This window comes from Cohnella fermenti, assembly GCF_004801405.1.
Taxonomy (GTDB): Bacteria; Bacillota; Bacilli; order Paenibacillales; family Paenibacillaceae; genus Cohnella; species Cohnella fermenti.
This window is the reverse complement of the sequence record NZ_SSOB01000058.1, coordinates 28,319-48,803: the sequence shown is the minus strand read 5'-3', so window position 1 is coordinate 48,803 and position 20,485 is coordinate 28,319. Positions and strand designations below refer to the sequence as shown.

Sequence of the window (20,485 nt, the reverse complement as noted above, 5' to 3'; positions counted from 1 at the left end):
AACCGGAGATTAGAAGAACGTCAACGCAGCGTGAAAAATCGTCCTATCCCTGCTCTTCCGCAGCAATCGCGACCGTCTTCCACAGCGGAATGTCGGACGCGCCGAATTGGCTGCGCAGCGGCTCTTCCCCGCCTGCAACGCGGGAGTAGCCGCCGCCGGACGCCAGCTCCCTCGCCTTCACGTTGTCGAGCAGGTTCATCTGCAGCAGGTTCAGCAGCATCTGCCGGATGGACGGATCGTACACCGGGCAGAGCAGCTCGACGCGCCGGCTCAGGTTGCGGGTCATCCAGTCCGCACTCGAGATGTACACCTCTTCCTCTCCGCCGCCGGAGAAGGCCATGATCCGCGAGTGCTCGAGGAACCGGTCGACGATGCTGACGACCCTCACGTTCTCGCTGAGGCCGAGCACGCCGGGACGGAGGCAGCATACCCCGCGGATGATCAACTGGATCGACACGCCCGCCTGCGAGGCCTCGTACAGCTTGTCGATCATCGACTGATTGGACAGGGAATTCAGCTTCGCGACGATGCGCGCGGGCTTCCCCGCCTTCGCGAAGCCGATCTCCCGGTCGATCAGGTCGAACAGCTTCGGCTTGAGGCCGACCGGAGCGACCGCGAACGCACGCCAGTTGTGCGGCGTCGAATAGCCCGTCATCTCGTTGAACAAGGCGGACGCGTCGGTGCCGATGTCCGGGTGGCAGGTGAACAGGCCGGCGTCCGTGTACACCTTGGCCGTGTTCTCGTTGTAATTCCCCGTGCCCACGTGGACGTACCGGCGCAGCGAGCCTTCTTCCCTTCGGACGACCAGCGTGATCTTCGCATGGGTCTTCAGCCCGACCAGACCGTAGACGACATGACAGCCGGCCCGCTCGAGCTGCCTCGCCCAAGCGATGTTGCGCTCCTCGTCGAATCGCGCCTTCAGCTCCACGACGACGGTCACCTGCTTGCCGGACTCGGCCGCCTGCGCCAACGCCTTCACAAGCGCCGAATTTACGTTGACCCGATACAGCGTCATTTTGATCGCCATGACGTCGGGATCGACAGCCGCCTCGTAGATAAAATCGTTGACCGCCTCGAACGACTCGTACGGGTGGTACACGAGCACGTCGCGCTCGCGGATCACGGCCATCATCTGGTCCTCTTCCTCGAATTCGACCGGATAGACGGGGTCGATCGGCGGGTAACGAAGGTGCTCCGAATTCGGCAGCGAGGAAGCGAACTTCGAGAGGAACGTCAAGTCGAGCGGGCCTTCGATCTCGAAGATGTCGTCCTCCGTCACCTCCAGCTCATCCTTGAGCAGGTCGAGCGCATCCGGATGCATCCCCGTCTCGACCTCCAGCCGGACCGGGAAGCCGCGCCTGCGGCGGCGCAGCTCCTTCTCGATCTCCTGCAGCAGGTCCTCGGCCCCTTCCTCGTTAAGCGCGAGATCGGAATTGCGCGTCACGCGGAACGCATGCGCGCCTTCGATCGTGTATCCGCTGAACAGTTGGCCGATATGCTGCTTGATCAGATCCTCGAGCAGCAGGAACGTCGCCCGGCGCGAATTGCGCCGCCCCGGAACTCCCGCCGTTCGCAGCAGGATCGAAGGAACCTGAACGATCGCGCTGAACGTCTGGCCCTTCAGCTTCTCGTCCGTCGGGTCAGCCTTCAGCACGACGGCCAGGTACAGCTCCTTGCTGTGCAGCAGCGGGAACGGGCGGCTGCTGTCGACCGCCATCGGCGTGAGCACCGGATAGACGATCTTCTGGAAGTAATCCGTCATCACTTCCATCTGCTCGGGGCTCAGGTCCTCCCACGCCGCGATGACCGTTCCTTCCCTTGCGAGACTGCGCATCAGTTCGCGGTAATCCTTGTACTGCTTGCGCACCATCTGGTTCGTTCGCTTGAGCACCCGCTTAAGCAGGCCGTGCGGCGTGTAGCCGGTGAAGTCCGCCTTCAGGAATCCGGCTTTGAGCTGATCCTTCAAGCCCGCGACCCGAACGCTCATGAATTCGTCCAGATTGCTGGAGACGATGGACAGGAATTGCAGCCGCTCGAGCAGCGGCGTCGTCGGATCTTCGGCCTCCTCCAGCACCCTGCGATTGAACTCGATCCAGCTTAAGTCCCGATTGATGTATTTTTTGGACACGGTCATCCTTAGCTCCCCCTAGATTGTCTTGCTCATTTATGTCTTGTCTTCCATTATGCCGCACGAATGTTAACCCGGTGTAAAATTCGCCGCGAACCGCGGAGCCAAAGTCGAAATAACTCGGCGAAATGGGAAGCCAGCCATAAGCGAAGCCCTGCGGCGATCCTCTACAATGAATTCATCCCTTAACCGAACGGCTGTGCCCGAAGGAGGCGTCCTGCGTGGATCGACGGATTGCAGGCCAATGGCTTCGCCTGCTCATGCTGCTTGTCGCTGTCGTCCTTGGCGCGTTCGCGGCGGGCTGGGCTCTGCCGCTTCTCTACCCGTTCCTGCTCGGCTGGCTGCTCGCTTATGCCATGAACCCGGTCGTGGACGCGCTCCATCTGAAGCTGCACATGCCGAGGTGGATGGCCGTCGCGATGACGCTGCTGCTGTTCGCGACGTCGATGCTGACGATCGTCTCGGCGCTGGTCGTCCGGCTCGCCCAAGAGCTGACGAACGTGTCCGGCTCGCTGCAGCAGCTCGTCGCCCTGACCCAGCACGCGATCGAACGGCTCCTCGCCAGCCCCGAGATCGAACGGCTGATCGAGAGAATCAACACGTTCTACCGCGAGAATCCGAACTACCAGGAGACGATCAACAACCGCATCTCGGACACGGCCAAAGCGGCGGCCGAGGCGGGCACGAGCCTGGCGGGGGCTTTTCTCAACGGGATTATCGACATCCTCGCCTCCCTGCCCCAAGTGGCAACCATCGCCGTCGTCGTGCTGCTCGCCACCTTCTTCATCAGCAAGGACTGGAGCCGCTACATCGGCAGAATGGCCGGCTGGTTCCCCGAGCGGACCCGCAAGCGGGCGGCCGCGGTATGGGAGGACCTTCGCCACGCGCTGTTCGGCTACATCAGGGCTCAATTGATCATGATCTCGATTACCGCTGTCGTCGTGTTCATCGGCCTCATGATCATCGGCGTCAAGAATGCGCTGTCCATCTCGCTCCTGATCGGCCTGGTCGACCTGCTCCCGTACCTCGGGGTCGGCGCCGTGCTCGTGCCGTGGATCGCCTATCTGTTCATCATCGGGGATTGGAGAACGGGAGGAGCCTTATCCCTCCTATACGGAATCGTCTTGATCGCGAGACAGGTGATCGAGCCCAAGGTGCTCGCCTCCAGCGTCGGCCTCGCTCCGCTCCCCACGCTGATCGCCATGTTCGTCGGGCTGAAGCTGCTGGGCGTCCTCGGCCTCATCCTCGGTCCCGTCGCCATCGTAATCCTGACCACCTGCCACCGCGCCGGCATCTTCCGCGACATCGGACGCTACATCCTCCACGGCAACAGGTTTCTCTAACTGAATCCTATTATACAATACCGATCGCACCGCCGGCTCGCCGACTTATGTGCCGTTCTGGTCCTTGCGTATGAAGAAACCCCCGCCGCGAGCCGCAGTCGCGACTTGCTCGGGGGTTCCCGCGGGCGGGCGCAGCTCCGGCGCAGTCCTCACGACGGTCCGTGAGGCCCGCGGAACACGCGGATCGATCCCGACCGGAACCTGCGCTCCAGCCACAGATACAGATACCCTTTATACAACGGTCGTGTAAAAGGAAGCAGCAGCGTCAGTCCCACGATATCCGAGAGGAAACCCGGCACAACGAGCAGAATGCCTCCCGCCACGACACACAGGCCGTTCAGCACCGCCGGTCCCGGCGGGCGTCCCTCCTGCATCAGGCTCCTCGCCTCATTCCAGCTCTTGCGCCCTTCCGTCTGCACGAGAAGCCCGCCCAGCGCGGCTCCGATCAGCAGCAGACCGAACGTCGGCCATCCGCCGATCCAGCTTCCCATCGCCATAATCCCCGCTATCTCCGCCGCCACCGCGATCAGGAATATCCATCCCGCCTTGCGAATCCACATCATCTGTCCCTCCTCGTCTCCCCTATAGTACGGACAAAGGAATGAACCGTTGCAGGAACGGACACCGGCTCCTACTCGGCCAGCTTCTTCAGCAGCTCGTACAACTGCGGCGCCTTCCTGTCGAGAGCGACGATCTTCCAGTCCGAATTGATCCAGCCGTGCAGCGAGCTTCCGCTCGTCAGCAGCGGAGCATCCGGAGCCTCGTCGACGAGCGGGCCGCCGGAGGTCAGATCCCCCAGAAGCACCTTGTACTCGAAGCGCAGGCGCACCTTGGAGAACTCGGTCACCCGCGTGCAGACCGTGATCCAATCGTCGTACTTGGCCGGCTTCAGGTAGGAAGCCTCCAGATGAACGACCGGCAGCATAAGTCCCATCCCCTCGATATCGCGGAAGCTCAGCCCCGCCTGACGAATCCATTCCGTCCGTCCGATCTCGAACCAATTAATGTAGTTCGTGTGGTATACGACGGCCATTTTGTCCGTCTCCTGGTAGCGTACCCGAATCGGGTGCATAAACCACTTGCTCAATTCCCATTCACTCCTGTTCTGTCCGGCACCGTGCATGATCGGCGTCAGCTTCGACGAATTGTTCGCGCTCGGGGATTACACTCAAGAACCCTCACCACATCCGCACGATCCGCGCGGCCGGTCCCAACGCGGGCAATGTATGCGAAATTTCACATAAAATCGGTCCAAGGGGCCCCCAAAGTGGGCGACGAATGCGAAATTTCGCATAAAATCGACCCAAGGTGCCCCCAAAGTGGGCGACGAATGTGAAATTTCGCATATAATCGACCCAAGGTGCCCCCAAAGTGGGCGACGAATGTGAAATTTCGCATATAATCGACCCAAGGTGCCTCCAAAGTGGGCAATGAATGCGAAATTTCGCATAAAATCCGCCGGAGCGGCCCCTAAGCCGGCAACGCTCAAGGCAGCCCTACGGCCTGATCCTGCAACCTGCGCCTGCCTCTTCGGCCTCTAGCCTGCCCCCACGACCTGCGCCTGCCACTTCGGCCCCCGACCTATTCCCACGACCTGCGCCTGCCCCTCCGCCTCATAGCAAGAAGTAGCGGCCGAGGCTGCCGCTACTTCTTCGCAAAAACCGTATTAGAGAACCTTCGCCTGGCCGGAGTAGATGACGCCCTTCTCCGCGTACAGCGTAACTTCCATTCCGTCCTTGAGCAGGCTTGTCGCGCCTTCGACGCCGACGATGACCGGAATGCCCAGGTTCAGGCCGACGACGGCGGCGTGGCAGGTGATGCCGCCTCCTTCGGTGATGACGGCAGCCGCCTTCTCGAAGGCCGGCATGTACTCCTTATCCGTCGAAGGAGCGACCAGAATCGCGCCGTCCGTCATCTTGGCGACCGCTTCTTCCGGCGTACGGGCGGTCACGACCTTGCCGGTTGCGCTCTGGGAGCCGATGCCTTGGCCCTTGGCGATCAATTCGCCGATATGGTGAATCTTGATCAGGTTCGTCGTGCCGGCGCGGCCGACCGGGATGCCCGCCGTGATGACGACCGTGTCGCCCAAGCGGACAAGCTCGGTCTTGAGCGCGCCTTCCACCGCGACGTCGAACATCTCGTCCGTCGTGCCGACGAGCGTGCCTTGAACCGGCACGACGCCCCAGACGAGCTGCAGGCGGCGAAGCACTTGGTCCTCCGGCGTGACGGCGACGATCGGCGACTTCGGACGGTACTTGGACACCATGCGAGCCGTGTAGCCGCTCTCCGTCGACGTGACGATCGCCTTCGCGTCCAGCTCAAGCGAAGAGCTGGCGACCGCTTGGCTGATCGCCTCGGTGACGGAAGTCTGCTGCGCCTGCGCCTGCTTCTGGAAAATCTCGCGGTAATTCAGCGCCGATTCCGCACGAACGGCGATCGCCGCCATCGTCTGAACCGACTCCGCCGGGTACTTCCCTGCCGCCGTCTCGCCGGACAGCATGATCGCGTCCGTGCCGTCGAAGATCGCGTTCGCGACGTCGGAAGCTTCGGCGCGCGTCGGGCGCGGGTTGCGCTGCATCGAGTCGAGCATCTGGGTCGCCGTGATGACCGGCTTGCCCGCGCGGTTGCACTTCTCGATCATCTGCTTCTGAACAAGCGGAACCTCTTCGGCCGGAATCTCGACGCCGAGGTCGCCGCGGGCAACCATGAGGCCGTCGGACACCTCGAGAATCTCGTCGAGGTTATCGACGCCCTGTTGGTTCTCGATCTTGGAGATGATCTGGATGTAGCGGCCGTCATGGCGCTCGAGCAGCTCGCGAATCTCAAGCACGTCGCTGGCGCGGCGCACGAAGGAGGCGGCGATGAAGTCCACGCCTTGCTCGATGCCGAAGCGGATGTCGCTGGCGTCCTTCTCGGTAATTCCCGGCATGGAGATCGCGACGCCCGGAACGTTGACGCCCTTCTTGCTCTTGATCTGGCCGCTGTTCACGATCTCGCAGACGATCTCCGTTCCGGACACTTCCAGCACGGTCAGGCCGATAAGGCCGTCGTCGATCAGGATGGTGGAGCCGACGCTCACGTCGCCCGGAAGCTCCTTGTAGGTGACCGGAACACGGTTGATGTCGCCCAGAATCTCTTCCGTCGTCAGCGTGATCCGCTCGCCTTGGACAAGCTCGATCGGCTCCGACGCCAGCTTGCCGAGACGGATCTCCGGCCCCTTCGTATCGAGCAGGATCGCGACCGTCTTGCCCAGCTCCTTGCAGGCTTGGCGGATCGTCTTGATGCGGTTGCCATGCTCTTCATAGTCGCCGTGCGAGAAGTTGAGGCGGGCAACGTTCATTCCCGCTTGGATCAGCTTCTTCGTGTTCTCCAGGGATTCGCTGGCAGGGCCGATTGTACATACGATTTTTGTTTTACGAATCATGTTCGATTCCTCCGTTTGTGGGTCTTGCGTTTGATGGTGAGGCTTGCGTTTGATTAATGGAAACCCGAAGCGCCCGCCGTCAGGGGACGGCGGTTCGCTTCGGAATAAATAATAAGCATTACGGCGTCTCGCTCATGGCCGGGGTCAGCTCCGCGAACGTTCCGATCGCGCGGAACTTGCGATAGCGGTCCTCCACAAGCTGCTCCCCGGTCATCGCGGAGAGCTCCTGCAGGTGACGCCAGAGCGCACCCTTGATCGACTCGGCCTGAACGGCAGGATCGCGATGGGCGCCGCCCTTCGGCTCGGGGATGATCTCCTCGATGACCCCGAACTCCTTCAGGTCCTTCGCGGTGATCTTCATCGCTTCCGCCGCCTGGTCCGCCTTCGAGGCGTCCTTCCACAGGATGGATGCCGCCCCGTTCGGCGAGATAACCGAATAGATGGCGTTCTCGAGCATCAGCACGCGGTTGCCCACGCCAAGCGCAAGCGCGCCGCCGCTGCCGCCTTCGCCGATAACGACGCAGATGACCGGGACCTTGAACAACGCCATCTCGTACAGATTGCGTGCGATCGCTTCGGATTGATTGCGCGCTTCGGCGGTATCGCCCGGATAAGCGCCCTTCGTGTCGATGAACGTGACGATCGGCCGGCCGAACTTGTTCGCTTGCTGCATGAAACGGAGCGCCTTGCGGAATCCTTCCGGATGCGGGCTTCCGAAGAAGCGTTGGATGTTGTCCTTCGTATCCTTCCCGCGCTGGTGGCCGACGACCGTCACCGGCACGCCGTTCAGCTTGGCCAGCCCTCCGACGATCGCAAGATCGTCCGCGAAGACGCGGTCGCCGTGCAGCTCGATGAAGTCGGTGAATACCAGATTGATATAATCGAGCGTCGTCGGACGCTGATGCACCCGAGCCAGGTGCATGATGTTCGCCGGACTCAGATTGCTGTAAATCTCTTCTTCCAGTTCCTTGTAGCGCTCTTCCAGCCTCGCCAGCTCGTCCGTGAAGTCGATCCGCTGATCCAGGCCGACTTGCCTCAGATGATTGATCTTCTTCCTCAGCTCGTCAAGCGGGTTCTCGAATGGCAGCTCAACGGACATCCGCTCGCACCCCTTTCTCGGGAGCATGCATATCCAGCAGCTTCGTCAGAATCGACTTCATGTCCTTCCGGTGAACCACCTTGTCCAGTTGGCCGTGCTTCAGGTTGAATTCGGCCGTCTGGAAGTTGTCCGGAAGCTTCTGGCGAATCGTCTGTTCGATGACGATGCGTCCGGCGAACCCGATGAGCGCTCCCGGCTCGGCCAGGTTGTAGTCGCCGAGACTGGCGAAGCTGGCGGAGACGCCGCCCATCGTCGGATCGGTGAACACCGAGATGAACAGGCCGCCCTCGTCCTGGAACTTCGCCAGGGCGGCGCTCGTCTTCGCCATCTGCATGAGGCTCAGGATGCTCTCCTGCATCCGCGCGCCCCCGGAGGTCGAGAACAGCAGCAGCGGCAGCTTCTTCTCGCCCGCCAGCTCGATCGCGCGGGCGATCTTCTCCCCGACGACGGAGCCCATGCTTCCGGAGAAGAAGTCGAAGCTCATGACGCCGATGACGGCGGAGAATCCGCCGATCTCGCCGATGCCCGTCACAATCGCATCCTTCAGCCCGGAATTGTCCGTCTGCTGTTGAAGCTTCTTCTTATAGCCCGGGAATTCGAGAGGGTCCTCGGAGACGAGATTCGCGTCGATCTCCTGGAAGGTCCCCTCATCCACCGTCATCGCAATGCGTTCCCAAGCGTTCAAGCGGAAGTGATGCCCGCAGGTGGAGCACACCTTGAGGTTCTTCTCCAACTCTTTGGTGAATTGAATATTGCCGCACTTGGAGCAGCGATTCATCAGCCCTTCGGGAATCTCCCGCTTGGGGCGCTCCTCGGCTTCGCTTGCGGCCTTATCGGGAGACGCATTCGCTCCCATCGGAACTACCGCATACTTCTTCTTCTGGAAAAAATCCTTAAACACAGCGACACCTCACAAGGCACAAAAATGGCGGTCCGTCCGAGCCATTCGTAACGGTCCGCAGCGTTCAGGCGTGACGTGCGCAGGACAGTGCGCCGCTCGATCACGCGCGGCGACGGTCCTCTCGTCCGATCAACGGGTTATCCGCCCCGGTCGCGGGGCTTGCTGACACTTAATCGGAGGCCGAATCCTTAAGGAATGCCGAAGGCGATTCTCTCGGGCGGAGTCGGCTACAGATGCAGAATGCTTCCGAGAACTTCTTGCACTTCCTGAACTTCGCCGGACGGAACCAAGATCTCGTACTGAGGCTTGGTCAGATTGATGGGGCGTATCCGAACGAGGAACCCTTCCTCTGTCAATCGCTTCTGGATCCGCTCCGCAATCTTCGCGGTCGGCGCGATGTAAATGACCGTCCACATGAAGCGGAACCCCCAAAGGATGGCATAATCTTCGACTTCGCAGCCGTCGCGAGCACGCGATCCCGCCCCCGTCCCGGGCGCGGCCGATCGCTTCGCGATCGCGCTGGTTCATCTCGCTGTCCATGCCAAAGCCTGTCCATTCGGTGGAAGTCAAAGAACCTCCACATTACTGAAATGATAGCACACATGGCTTGAGACAAGCAACCGAGCTTTGCGGATCGCCCGCCGGCGCCCGCATCGAGCCCTCCCCGACCGCGGCGAAGCCCTCCTTCGGCCACGCGGCCAAGAGAGGGCTCCCGATTTAACTTTATTTGACCCGGACGCTCCCTTCCCCTAGCAGCGTCTCGATTCGGCGGAGCAGCTCCGGGGACGGCCTTACCATCAATTCGTCGGACAGAGCGACCGTGCGGTGACTTTGCTCGTAGAAAAGCAATGTCGCATGGGTGCCCGGATGTTCGGCGAGCAGCGCCTTCAGCCGATTCAGCGTCGTCGGCTTCTCGCTCGCGGCATCGATCCGGATGTACACCTTCTGATCGCTGGCGTGCCTGTTCGAAGCCGGGACGGCCGGCGGCGGAGCTTGCGGCGGAACTTGCGGTGAAGCTTGCGGCCGCTCCGGGCTCCGCCCCCCCTTGCCGCCGCGCGGCCCTCCGGCCCTGCGCAGCCTGGCCGCCTGCGCGGCCAGGTCCGGCGCGCCAAGCGGAACGAGCTCGTCCGCCAGCAGCTTGAAGTCCTCGTCCCCCATCTGCAGCTTCGCCTTCACGAGCAGCAGCGCGCCCTTGCGGACGTTCGCGGCCGCGGTCCTCCAGACCGAAGGGAACACGACCACTTCCGCCCCCATGATGCGGTCCTCCAGCTCGAGGAACGCCATCGCCTGCCCGCTCTTGGTCGTGATCGACTTGACCGACACGACCATGCCCGCCGTCACCACCGCCTGGCCGTCCGCCGCCTCCGCCAGATCGACGAGCCGGTCGAGCCGCAGCTCCTCCCAGATCCGCTCGTATTCGTCGAGCGGATGCCCGGACAAGTACAGGCCGAGCAGCTCCCGCTCCAGCTCGAGCGTCTGCGTCTGCGTGTACGGCTCAATAGCCGGCAGCTCGACGTGCCAGTTCGGCGATTCGCCGAGATCGAACAGCTCAAGCTGCAGCTCCTCCTTCTCCTTGCGCCAGGAAGCGGCCGCCTCGACCGTCTCGTCGAGCGCGGCGAGCTGCTGGGCGCGGTGCCCGGGCAGCGAGCCGAACGCTCCGGCTTGCAGCAGCGACTCCAGCACGCGCTTGTTGCACACGCGCGGGTCGATCCGCCGGCACAGGTCGGTCAGGTCAGCGAACGGCCCTTCCTTGCGCGCGGCGAGAATGCTCTCGATCGCCTGCGTGCCGACGTTCTTCACCGCGGCCAGGCCGAACCGGATCGCGGGCCGCTCGCCCGGCAGCGGCGTGAACAGCACGCCGCTCTCGTTCACGTCCGGAGACAGCACCGCGATGCCCATCCGACGGCATTCGTCCACGTATTCGGCCGTCTTGCGCTGGTTGCCGATGACGGCGGTCAGCATCGACGCCATGAAGAACACCGGATAGTGCGCCTTCAGGTAGGCGGTCTGGAACGCCAGCACGGCGTAGGCGGCGGCGTGCGCCCGCGGGAATCCGTAGTCGGCGAACCGGACGATCATATCGTAGACGCGGTTCGCCTCCTCCTCGCTGTACCCCTGCCGAACGCTGCCCGCGACGAAGTGCGCCCTCTGCTCGTCCAGCACCTCCCGCTTTTTTTTGCCGACGGCTCGTCTGAGAAGGTCCGCTTCCCCGAGCGAGAAGCCCGCCATGCTCGAAGCGATCTGCATGATCTGCTCCTGGTAGACGATGATGCCGTACGTGTCCCGCAGAATCGGCTCGAGGTCGGGGTGCGGGTACTCCGCCGTCGCGAGCTCGTGCTTCGTGCGGATGAACTGCGGAATGAACTCCATCGGTCCCGGACGGTACAGCGCGAGCACCGACACGATGTCTTCGAACGCGGACGGCTTCAGGTCCTTCAGCACTCGCCGCACGCCCGCGGATTCGAGCTGGAAGAGGCCCGTCGTATCCCCCTTGCCCATCAGCTCGTACGTCGCCGGATCGTCGTAGGAGATCGTCTCCCACCGCAGCTCGGCGCCCGTCAGCTCCTTCACCCCGTGCATCGCCCTCTCGATGATGGACAACGTCCGCAGCCCGAGAAAATCCATCTTCAGAAGCCCGACCGCCTCAAGGTGCTCCATCGAATACTGCGTCAGCGGCACGCCTCCCGTTCCCTCCTGAAGAGGAACGTAGTCGGTGAGCGGCTCCGAGGAGATGACGACGCCGGCGGCGTGCGTGGATGCATGGCGCGGGAACCCTTCCGCCCGCCGGGCCATCGCGATCATATCGCCGACCGGACCGCCCTTCTCGGCGATCGCCTTGAAGTCGGCATTCTCCTTCATCGCCCGCTCGATCGACATGTGCGGAGCGCCGGGAATGAGCTTGGCGGCCTTGTCGACCTCGCCGTACGGCAGGTTCATGACCCGGCCGACGTCCCGCACCGCCGCTCTCGCCGCCAGCGTTCCGAACGTGATGATCTGCGCCACGTGGCCGCTGCCGTACTTGTCCGAGACGTAGCGGATGACCTCGTCCCGCCGCTCGTCGCTGAAGTCGATGTCGATATCGGGCATCGTGACGCGTTCGGGGTTGAGGAAGCGCTCGAACAGCAGCTTGTGCTTCAGCGGGTCGACGTTCGTGATCTTCAGCGCGTACGCCACGAGGCTGCCCGCCGAGGAGCCGCGTCCGGGACCGGTCGCGATGCCGTTCTCGTGGGCGAACCGGATGAAGTCCCACACGACGAGGAAGTAGTCGTCGAAGCCCATGCGGCCGATGACGCCGAGCTCGTAGGCGAGCCGCTCCTCCGCTTGCCGGCGGAAGGAAGAAGGGGCGCTCGAATCTCCGTTCGGCTTCCGCTCCCCGTCGTTCCAATCCGGGCGATGCGAGTAGCGCTCCTCCAGCCCCGCGCGGCACAGCGACTCAAGGTATGCGCCTGCGGTCGTCCCCTCCGGCAGCGGGTGATACTCCGGCAGGATGTGCCGGCCAAGCTCCAGCTCCAGCTCGCAGCGGTCGGCGATGAGCGCCGTGTTCGCGATGGCTTCGGGGAGGTGTGGGAAAAGCTGCCGCATCTCCGCCTCGCTCTTAAGATAGAGCTGAGTGGTCTCGATCTTGAGGCGATCGTCGTCTTCGAGCGTTTTGCCGGTGCCGATGCAGATGAGCACGTCCTGCAGCGAGGAATCCTCCTCGGTCAGGTAATGGGAATCGTTCGTCGCGACAAGCGGAATGCCGGTCTCCTCCGCGAGGCGCTGAATGCCGGCCGCCACCCTCTTCTGCTCGAGAATGCCGTGGTCCTGGATCTCGAGGAAGTAGTCGTCGCCGAACAGGCCGCGGTAGCGCAGCGCCGTCTTCTTCGCCTCTTCGTACCGGTCGCCGGCCAGATGCTGGGACAATTCGCTCGCCAGGCATCCGCTCAGACAGATGAGCCCCTCCGCGTGCTTGCCCAGCATCTCGAAGTCGATCCTCGGCCGGTAATAGAACCCTTCGAGATGGCCGATGGTGCTCAGCTTCATCAGGTTCCGGTATCCCGCCTCGTTCTTCGCGAGCAGGGTCAGGTGATAAATGGGCTGCTCCTTGCGGCTTACCCGCTCCAGGCGGGAGCCGGACGCGACGTACGCCTCCATGCCGATGATCGGCTTGACGCCTCTCTCCCGGCACGCCTTGTAGAACGGAATCGCGCCGTACATGACGCCGTGGTCGGTCAGCGCGAGCGCCTTCATGCCGAGATCGGCCGCCTTGGCCGCCATCTCCTTGATGCGGGAAGCCCCGTCCAGAAGACTGTATTCGCTGTGAACATGCAAATGAACGAAACCGCACATGGGTATCCCTTCTTTTCCACCGGATCATATACGATCATATGTTTGTTTCTCTAATTGTATCATATGACGCGAAGCACGTCCCATATAGATGTTAGGAGGAGGAGGATCGGCATGAACGGAATGAACGAACTGACCAACCTGAATCGGTTCTTGACGCAGGCGACTCTGGACTTCTTCGTCGCGTTCGGCGTCGTGCTGGGCGCTTCGATGCTCGCGGGAATGGCCGCCCTGTTCATCTGGCAGCCGCCGCAGACGATCATGCTGGACATCGTGGTCCGGATCAAGATCTGGGCCGTCGTCGTCGCCATCGGCGGCTCGATCGACCCGATCCGGGTGATCGAATGGAATGTCTCGAAGGGGGCGCTGTCTCCGGCTATCATGCAGGTGGCTTATATTTTGTTCGCCTTCCTGGGGGCGCATCTGGCCAGCGAGCTCGTGCAATGGATGTGTCGGAACGCGGGATGACGGACGAGGCAACGGGCGAGGCGACGGACGAGGCGACGGGCGGAGGTGAGGGCAAGTGAGAGTTCCAGACTTCCAGCGTTATCGCAAGGGGCTCCAATCCATCGCGTTTTTCCTGTGCGGGATGATCGTCGGGGCGGCGCTCTACAATGCGATGGTCGTGGACCAATCGAATCGCATCATCGAGCAGAACTTCGACCTGAAGGAGCAGCTCTCCCTGACCGAAGCGCAACTGCAGGCGAACAAGAAGGTGACGGTCATCCGCAGCATCGTCTCGTTCGTGCTCGAGAAGGACGGCAAGCCCCCCCTCGACAAGGCGGCCGAGGCGGAGCTGAAGACCAAGCTGGAGAAGGATCTGTCCATCCTGATCGGCAACAGCATCTACGACATCGGCTCGGATGCGGAGCTGGTGCGCAAGCTGATCGCGGGCAAGCCGTACGAGACGGCCATGGGCAAGACGTACACCGTCAGCATCCGGACGATGCTGCTCGCCGATTCGGTGCTCCAGGTGTGGGTCGAGGCGAATCTCTCGGCGGTGAAGTGACCGCAGGAGGCGCAGAGGGCTCGCCTATTCGCATTGGCAGAGGGGGCAGCGCTCCCATCTGTCTCTCTAGAGAGGGTGCCTTATCCCGTCTGTTCAGGCCATGAATTTCCAATAATTAGGATTCTGACAAGAGGGGATAAGGCACCCTTTCTGAAAAGATGGAACGAGCGTTTGCCGATAGTGCGACAAAAATACGGGGTGGGGGTATCCCAGTCGCGTCCCCTCGCCGCCTCCGGGCCCCGATCACATCGCGCACGAGCACGAATGCGAAAAATCGCATTCGTTCCTTGCAGCTCGGGCGATTTGGCGGATTATATGCGAAAAACCGCATATATCAAGCAGAAAGCTCTCGCCAACTGCGCGATATATACGAAAAATCACATAAAACCTCCAAAATCGGCGCTCAAAACCAAAACGAATGTGAAAAATCACATTCATCCTAGCGGTCGACCGCCACCCAAGCCCGCCGGCCAAGCCCGCCACCCAAGCTCAGATGCCACGGGCAGGCTCCTATGCTACAATAGAGGACAAAACTCGTATCTAGAAGGAGCTGCTACTCTCTCGATGGAATCCGCACTTCAATGGGTCCTGGGCGTGCTTGTCATCGTATCGTCCGTCCTGTCCGTCTTCTTCAGCTACCGTTCGCGCCGGTCGTCCGACACGATTCTGAGAGGCTTGTACGGGGCCCGGATGAACATCTGCCTGGGCCTCACGCTGATCCTGCTCGCGCTGATCCAGATGCTGCTGTTCAGCGGCTCGACGCTGCGCGTCATCATCGGCGCGATCTTCCTCGTGCTCGGCCTGTTCAACCTGTTCGCGGGAATGCGCAACCATTCCTACTTCACCAAGCATCGATCGTCTGCGCGGTAAGCAGCGCCCTCGCCATGACGTCTCCGTCCTGCATGACCGTCACTTCCATCATCAGGTGGCGACGGCTCGCCTCGATCACGCTGGGCAGGATGGAGAGCGAGGCGTCGATCGGCACCGTTCTGAGGAAGTAGGTCGTCATGTTCTGGAGCACGTGGTCCCGCCGCTGCAGATCGTTCGCGGCCCGCGCCGCCGCCTGCTGCATCAGCATCGTCAGCACGCCCTCCGATACGGTGCCGAACGGCCCGATCATCTGCGGCGTCGCCAGCCCCGCGAACAAGAGCCGATTCTCCTCGTCCCTCCGCTCCGAGAAGCCTCCCCAGATCAGCGCGTCGAACGTCTCTCCCTGATGCAGATTGTTCGAAGCGAACTGCATCGACCGCAGCACCTCCGCCCGGCTCACGACGCCGACCAGCTTCCGCTGGCGGTCGACGACCGGCAGCAGGTCGATTCCTTCCGACACCATCCGGTGGGCGGCCGACGCGATCGGCGTCGCCATCGTCACCGTCATCGGCCTGCGCGTCATCAGCTTGTCCAGCGTCTGCGTCCCCGGGGAACCGACGACGTCCTTCGACGTGACAATGCCGACGACGCGATTCCAGTCGTCCGTAATCGGGAAGCGGCTGTAGCCCGCCTCTTCGCTCAGCTTCAGGAACTCCGCGACGGTTGCGCCCATCTTCAAGGCTCCCGCCTTCGCCTGCGGCTCGACGAGATCCGCGATCGTCATGATCTTGCGCTTGATCAGCCGGTCGTACATCGCGCGGTTGATCATGGACGCGACGGTGAACGTGTCGTGCTTGCAGCTTAGGATAGGAAGCTGCCTCTCGTTCGCGTACGTGCGCACCTCCTCGCTCGTGCCGAACCCCCCGGTGACGAGCACCCCTGCGCCCTGCTCGAGGGCCAGCCGCTGCGCGTTCGAGCGATTGCCGACGATCAAGAGGCTGCCCGCGTCGATATACCCCATCATCTCTCCGAGCTCCATCGCTCCGATGACGAACTTATGCAGCGTTTTGTCCAGGCCGTCCTTGCCTCCGAGCAGCTCGCCCTGCACGATCTCCAGCACCTCGGCGAACGTCAACTGCTCCGGCTGGCTGCGGCGCTTCCGGTCGACCCGCACCGTGCCGATTCGCTCCTTCGTGTTGACGTAGCCGAGCTGCTCCGCCTCCTTCAGCGCACGGTAGGCCGTCCCCTCCGACACGTCCCGATCCTTCGCCATCTGCCTGACGGAGATTCGCGTGCCGACCGGCAGTTCCTTGATGTAATGCAGCAGTTGCTCGTGCTTCGTCAGTTCCGCATTCGTATCCTCTGCGCTCTTGCCCGTCATTCGTCCGCCTCCTGCACTCTTCTCCTCTCATCATACTTTAACTCTGAAGCTGCTTCAATTGATAGAACTCGCCTTGCTTCGCCATCAATTCGTCGTAGGTGCCGATCTCGACGCAGCGGCCCATCTTCATGACGACGATGCGGTCCGCATCGCGGATCGTGGACAGCCGGTGCGCGACGATAAACGTCGTGCGGCCCTTGATCAGCTCCTGCATCGCTTGCTGAACGTAATATTCCGATTCGTTGTCGAGCGCGGACGTCGCCTCGTCGAGCAGGATGATCTTCGGGTCGCGGATCAGCGCCCGGGCGATCGCGATGCGCTGGCGCTGGCCGCCGGACAGCTTGCCGCCATGCTCGCCGACCGGCGTATCGAGCCCCTGCGGAAGCATGGCGATCACATCCCGCAGATGCGTCATGCGAATGACCTCCTCCAGCTTCTCCTCGCTTACCGTCGGCAGTCCGTACGTAATATTTTCCCGGATCGTTCCCGAGAACAGCACCGTGCTCTGATGGACGACCGCCAGGCGCTGCCGGTAATCGCTCATGTCCAGCTCATCCAGCGGAATGCCGTCGAGCAGCACCCTCCCCTTGGACGGGCGGCTGAAGCCGATCGCGAGGTTGAGCACCGTCGACTTGCCCGCGCCGGAAGCGCCGACGAGAGCGATGCATTCGCCGGCCTTCACCTCGAGGCTGAAGTCCGAGAGCACGTGGCGGTCCGAATTCGGGTAGCCGAAGTGGACCCGCTCGAACGAGAAGGCGCCCTTCACCTTCTCCGGCTTCTTCTTGCCCCGGTATTCCTCCTCGTCCTTCGAGAACAGAATCTCCGTCACGGAGTAGATCGACTCGAAGCCCTTGGCGATGTTCGGATACACGTTAAGCAGTTGGCTGACCGAGTTCAGAATCATCGTGAAGAACGACTGGTACAGCACGACGTCTCCGACCGGAATCGTGCCCTGGTAGGCGAGCAGCACCGTAAACGCCAGGCAGAGCACCTGGAACACCTGGAATGTCACCCAAGCGGAAGAGCCGAAGTACGCTTCCACGATATCGAGGCGATATCCCTTGCTCAGCAGGCGGCCGAGCGTCGAATCGATCTTGGCGATCTCCGTCCGCTCCAGCCCGTGGGCGCGGGTCACCGGCATCATGCCCACCATCTCGGATACCTGGCCGGACATCGACTCGATCTGCTTGCGGAACTCCTGGTTGGAGCTCTGAATCTTCTTGCGGAAAAACCTTATCACGACCAGAGCCGCCGGAATCGTCAGCACGAAGAACCCGGTGACGAGCAAGCTGCGGGAGGCCGTGATGCAGATGGCGACGATAACGCTGACGATGGCGGGGACGACCGAGAGCATCACCTGGCGGGACAGGAACTCGATCGCCTCGACGTCCCGGAGCACCTTCGATTGGAGCTTGCCCGCGGCCAGCTCCCCGTGCGCCGACATCGAGAGCCGCTGCAGCTTGCGCACGAGCGTGCTCCGCAATCCGGCTTCCACGAAGCGAATCGCCTTGCTCATGTACGAGATGTGCAACACCTGCGTCGGGATGTTCTGCACGATGACGACCAGAAGCACGGCGACGTTCCACCACAGCTCCGAGCGGCCGTGCTGCTCCGGCTTCGTCGCCAGGTTGATCAGATTCGCCGTGACGATCGGCAGCACGTAGACAGGCGAATGCTTAAGCAGGAAGAAAAAGACGGAGAGGGCCAGCTTCGGCCAATGGTCCTTGTACAGCAGCGACAGGAATCGCGACGGGCGCCGGTCCGTCAGCGATTCGTTCGCGAACAGATGCTCCATGCCGTACGAGGCTCCTTCGGAATGGACACCCGCTCCCGGACCCGGACTGCGGGCTTCGCGGGCGGTTGCGGCTTCGGCGGTGCTCATGATGATCCTCCTACTCGATTAACGAATAATAATAGTTGTAAACGCGCGTTCACAGTTGGTTGACTTCATCATTTTCAGGCATAACGGGCCCGCTGTAAACCGCGAAAAACAGGGAGAACCGTCCTTGAAAAACGTTTTCCGTCCTTCTTCGGGGATACGGTCCGGTCAATGCCAGATTTGCTCGGGAATGATCCTTCGTGCTCCGTTATTCTCCCGCTTCGAACGACACGGCAAAAACCCAGCCTGCCCGGACGGGGCGGCTGGGTTCAATGGAGCGGCCGTTATGCGCTGATCAGTTTCAGAATAAGCGATGCCTTGGAGTTCACCTGAAGCTTCAGGTTGATTCGGGAGATATGAACCTTGACGGTGTGGTGGCTGATTCCGAGCAGAATGCCGATATGCTTGTAGTCGTAGTCGCGCATCCAGTAGGAGAGAATTTCTTTCTCCCGCTGGGTCAGACGGTGTTTCTCGGCCAATCTCTCAAAATTCGTCTCGATATTCACCTTTTCCATAGTCAATCCCTCCGTTTGCGTAGTTTGCTTAATCTAGAGCATTTAAGCGGATTTTCTCTCATTATAGACAGCGCCGGCCGCAGATGCTGTCAGTTCGTCGTGTCGGAACCGATAGAATCAAAAAAAACTCGTCCGAATCGTCAAAAGCCCGCCCCCGTAAGGGGCGAGCGACAAAAAAAGCAGCTTCCGCGCGCTTGGTCCGGTGGACTAGGCCGGGGACGGACGCCGCAAAAAGCGGAAGACGGTCGATTCCCGCGGCGTTCGTTCGAATCGAGTCGAATGAACGGAGGCCGCCTGTGAGCGAAGACCCGCTACTTAATATATACGCCGCCGAACGGAAGCAGCTCGCGCAGCAGACGCTTCACGATGCCGTCCCCGTTCAGATGATCGCGCAAGCCGGAATCGGTTCCGCCGCATTGAATCAGAATCGGGCCGCGGCCCGTGAGCTGCCATTGGACGCCCATGTGCTGGCTCGCCAGCGTGTTCCCGTAGACGGACAGCCTCACGTCCGCCTTCTCGGGATAGGCGACGAGGGACCCGGCTTCGGCGAACACCGGCACGTCCGGGCTGAGCGGCAGCGAGGCCATGGCCCCCGCCGTGACAACGCCGAGCTTCCCCGGTCCGGAGAACCTCATCCGCACCCATTCTCTCGTGATCCATGCCGTGCGAATCTTCTGGATGCGGCTCTTCATCTCGAGCCCGTCGGTATAGAAGAGCACATGGCGGAAGTTAAACAGAAGGTCGCTGTCCTCCGCGATGTCGACGACGGTCAGCGAGCATTCGACCGGCAAGCCGAGCACCGCTTCGGCCGGGCCGGTCAGCTTGGAGCGGACCCACTTCCTCTTCCGATAGGCATTCGGCAGGTCCATAACCCGGTCCTCGCGGCTGGCCGGCGATCCCCGGAATGCAACGATCGCCTTCGGATGGAGCACATGAAGCGCCTCGCCTTCCTCCAGCTCGATGCGGACATGCTCCTGCGGATGAGGCGCCGCGACGTTCATCGGCTCTGCCCTCCCGCGAAGCGGCGGTGACGGCGCCATGCTGCGAACCGCCAGAGCCGGATCGACAAGAAGTACGCCAAGCCGAAGCCGACAATCGTAACCGCCGTCAGGATGATCTTCCTCGTCAATGCCGCCTTGCGCTCCTTGTCCCGCTGCGCCTGCTCAAGCCGTTCGAGAAGCGCCGCGTTCTGGGCGGCGAGCGACTCGTTCTGCGAAGCCAGCGTATCGTTGCGGTCGGCCAGCGTGCCGTTCTGCTCGGCAAGCGACTCGTTCTGCCCGATCAGCGCCTCGGTGCGCTGCTGCAGCTCCTCGCGCTCCGCGGCGAACTGCTCGGCCTGGCGATTCAGCTCTTCCTTCGTCTGATTATATTCGGATTGAATCTCCTCAAGCTTGTCCGGCGCTTCGTAGATGTCCTTGATCCGGTCGACGAAGCCCGCCTCGGCCGGAACGGCCGTCAGGAAACCCGCGCTCATTATCGCCAACGCCAATAGAAGTGCAATCTTGCGAAGCGGCAGGCTGCGGAGATATGTAGCGGCGAACCGGTGTTTCATGCCCTTCACCGTCCTTTGAAGTCGAATAAGAAAGAATGCTGGCGAACTCTTATTCTATCAAACGAACGGGGGCGGAGGAAAGTTCCAAATTGCCGCCCTCAATATTCGCTTCACAATA

The 20,485-nt window shown here is 61.8% G+C and carries 17 protein-coding genes; 4 read left to right on the top strand and 13 right to left on the bottom strand.

What is annotated here, in order from left to right; all coding sequences use genetic code 11:
• Window positions 1-43: 43 nt before the first annotated feature.
• Window positions 44-2,134 carry a polyphosphate kinase 1 gene (gene ppk1, locus E6C55_RS29835; protein ID WP_136373490.1) on the bottom strand — a complete coding sequence of 697 codons (2,091 nt, stop codon included), beginning with the start codon at window positions 2,132-2,134 and terminating at the stop codon, window positions 44-46.
• A gap of 215 nt (window positions 2,135-2,349) precedes the next feature.
• On the opposite strand from ppk1, the gene ytvI reads away from it, so the two are divergent.
• Window positions 2,350-3,471, top strand: a complete 1,122-nt coding sequence (ytvI, locus tag E6C55_RS29830) for a sporulation integral membrane protein YtvI (RefSeq protein WP_136373489.1) — start codon at window positions 2,350-2,352, stop codon at window positions 3,469-3,471.
• A 149-nt stretch (window positions 3,472-3,620) separates the two neighbouring features.
• Here the strand turns inward: ytvI and E6C55_RS29825 are convergent, their stop codons facing one another.
• From E6C55_RS29825 to E6C55_RS29795, 7 genes are all read right to left on the bottom strand, one after another.
• Entirely contained in the window at window positions 3,621-4,031 is a 411-nt protein-coding gene (locus E6C55_RS29825; protein ID WP_136373488.1) for an FxsA family protein, read from the bottom strand.
• Between the two features lie 71 nt (window positions 4,032-4,102).
• The gene (locus E6C55_RS29820) at window positions 4,103-4,558 is read right to left on the bottom strand and encodes an acyl-CoA thioesterase (RefSeq protein WP_136373487.1); all 456 of its coding nucleotides are present in this window, start codon (window positions 4,556-4,558) and stop codon (window positions 4,103-4,105) included.
• 579 nt (window positions 4,559-5,137) lie between these two features.
• Window positions 5,138-6,892 carry a pyruvate kinase gene (gene pyk / locus E6C55_RS29815; protein WP_136373500.1) on the bottom strand — a complete coding sequence of 585 codons (1,755 nt, stop codon included), beginning with the start codon at window positions 6,890-6,892 and terminating at the stop codon, window positions 5,138-5,140.
• A gap of 121 nt (window positions 6,893-7,013) precedes the next feature.
• The gene (gene accA, locus E6C55_RS29810; protein ID WP_136373486.1) at window positions 7,014-7,994 is read right to left on the bottom strand and encodes an acetyl-CoA carboxylase carboxyl transferase subunit alpha; all 981 of its coding nucleotides are present in this window, start codon (window positions 7,992-7,994) and stop codon (window positions 7,014-7,016) included.
• Window positions 7,984-8,895: an acetyl-CoA carboxylase, carboxyltransferase subunit beta gene (gene accD, locus E6C55_RS29805; RefSeq protein WP_136373485.1), complete on the bottom strand. Its 912-nt coding sequence runs from the start codon at window positions 8,893-8,895 to the stop codon at window positions 7,984-7,986. Before accD ends, accA begins: the two co-directional genes overlap by 11 nt.
• A 227-nt stretch (window positions 8,896-9,122) precedes the next feature.
• Window positions 9,123-9,311 carry a glutamate decarboxylase gene (locus E6C55_RS29800; protein WP_136373484.1) on the bottom strand — a complete coding sequence of 63 codons (189 nt, stop codon included), beginning with the start codon at window positions 9,309-9,311 and terminating at the stop codon, window positions 9,123-9,125.
• Between the two features lie 307 nt (window positions 9,312-9,618).
• On the bottom strand, window positions 9,619-13,224 hold the full coding sequence (locus tag E6C55_RS29795; protein WP_136373483.1) for a DNA polymerase III subunit alpha: 3,606 nt from the start codon (window positions 13,222-13,224) through the stop codon (window positions 9,619-9,621).
• A 111-nt stretch (window positions 13,225-13,335) separates the two neighbouring features.
• On the opposite strand from E6C55_RS29795, the gene E6C55_RS29790 reads away from it, so the two are divergent.
• From E6C55_RS29790 to E6C55_RS29780, 3 genes are all read left to right on the top strand, one after another.
• The gene (locus tag E6C55_RS29790) at window positions 13,336-13,689 is read left to right on the top strand and encodes a YtrH family sporulation protein (protein WP_407923775.1); all 354 of its coding nucleotides are present in this window, start codon (window positions 13,336-13,338) and stop codon (window positions 13,687-13,689) included.
• Between the two features lie 55 nt (window positions 13,690-13,744).
• Window positions 13,745-14,230, top strand: coding sequence for a hypothetical protein (locus E6C55_RS29785; RefSeq protein WP_136373482.1), 486 nt, complete (start codon window positions 13,745-13,747; stop codon window positions 14,228-14,230).
• Window positions 14,231-14,794: 564 nt separating this feature from the next.
• Window positions 14,795-15,100 (top strand): YtpI family protein, encoded by a 306-nt coding sequence (locus tag E6C55_RS29780; RefSeq protein ID WP_136373481.1) that lies wholly within the window; start codon window positions 14,795-14,797, stop codon window positions 15,098-15,100.
• Here E6C55_RS29780 and E6C55_RS29775 read toward each other — a convergent pair.
• The 5 genes from E6C55_RS29775 to E6C55_RS29755 all read right to left on the bottom strand — a co-directional run bounded on the left by E6C55_RS29775 (window position 15,072) and on the right by E6C55_RS29755 (window position 20,289).
• Window positions 15,072-16,421, bottom strand: a complete 1,350-nt coding sequence (locus E6C55_RS29775; RefSeq protein WP_136373480.1) for a DRTGG domain-containing protein — start codon at window positions 16,419-16,421, stop codon at window positions 15,072-15,074. The genes E6C55_RS29780 and E6C55_RS29775 overlap by 29 nt on opposite strands.
• Window positions 16,422-16,458: 37 nt before the next feature.
• Window positions 16,459-18,303 (bottom strand): ABC transporter ATP-binding protein, encoded by a 1,845-nt coding sequence (locus E6C55_RS29770; RefSeq protein ID WP_230986920.1) that lies wholly within the window; start codon window positions 18,301-18,303, stop codon window positions 16,459-16,461.
• Window positions 18,304-18,584: 281 nt separating this feature from the next.
• Window positions 18,585-18,815, bottom strand: coding sequence for a helix-turn-helix transcriptional regulator (locus E6C55_RS29765; RefSeq protein WP_136373479.1), 231 nt, complete (start codon window positions 18,813-18,815; stop codon window positions 18,585-18,587).
• A 311-nt stretch (window positions 18,816-19,126) separates the two neighbouring features.
• Window positions 19,127-19,816, bottom strand: coding sequence for an AIM24 family protein (locus E6C55_RS29760; protein ID WP_136373478.1), 690 nt, complete (start codon window positions 19,814-19,816; stop codon window positions 19,127-19,129).
• Window positions 19,813-20,289, bottom strand: a complete 477-nt coding sequence (locus E6C55_RS29755; protein ID WP_136373477.1) for a hypothetical protein — start codon at window positions 20,287-20,289, stop codon at window positions 19,813-19,815. The genes E6C55_RS29760 and E6C55_RS29755 overlap by 4 nt, the downstream gene beginning before the upstream one ends.
• Window positions 20,290-20,485: the final 196 nt, after the last annotated feature.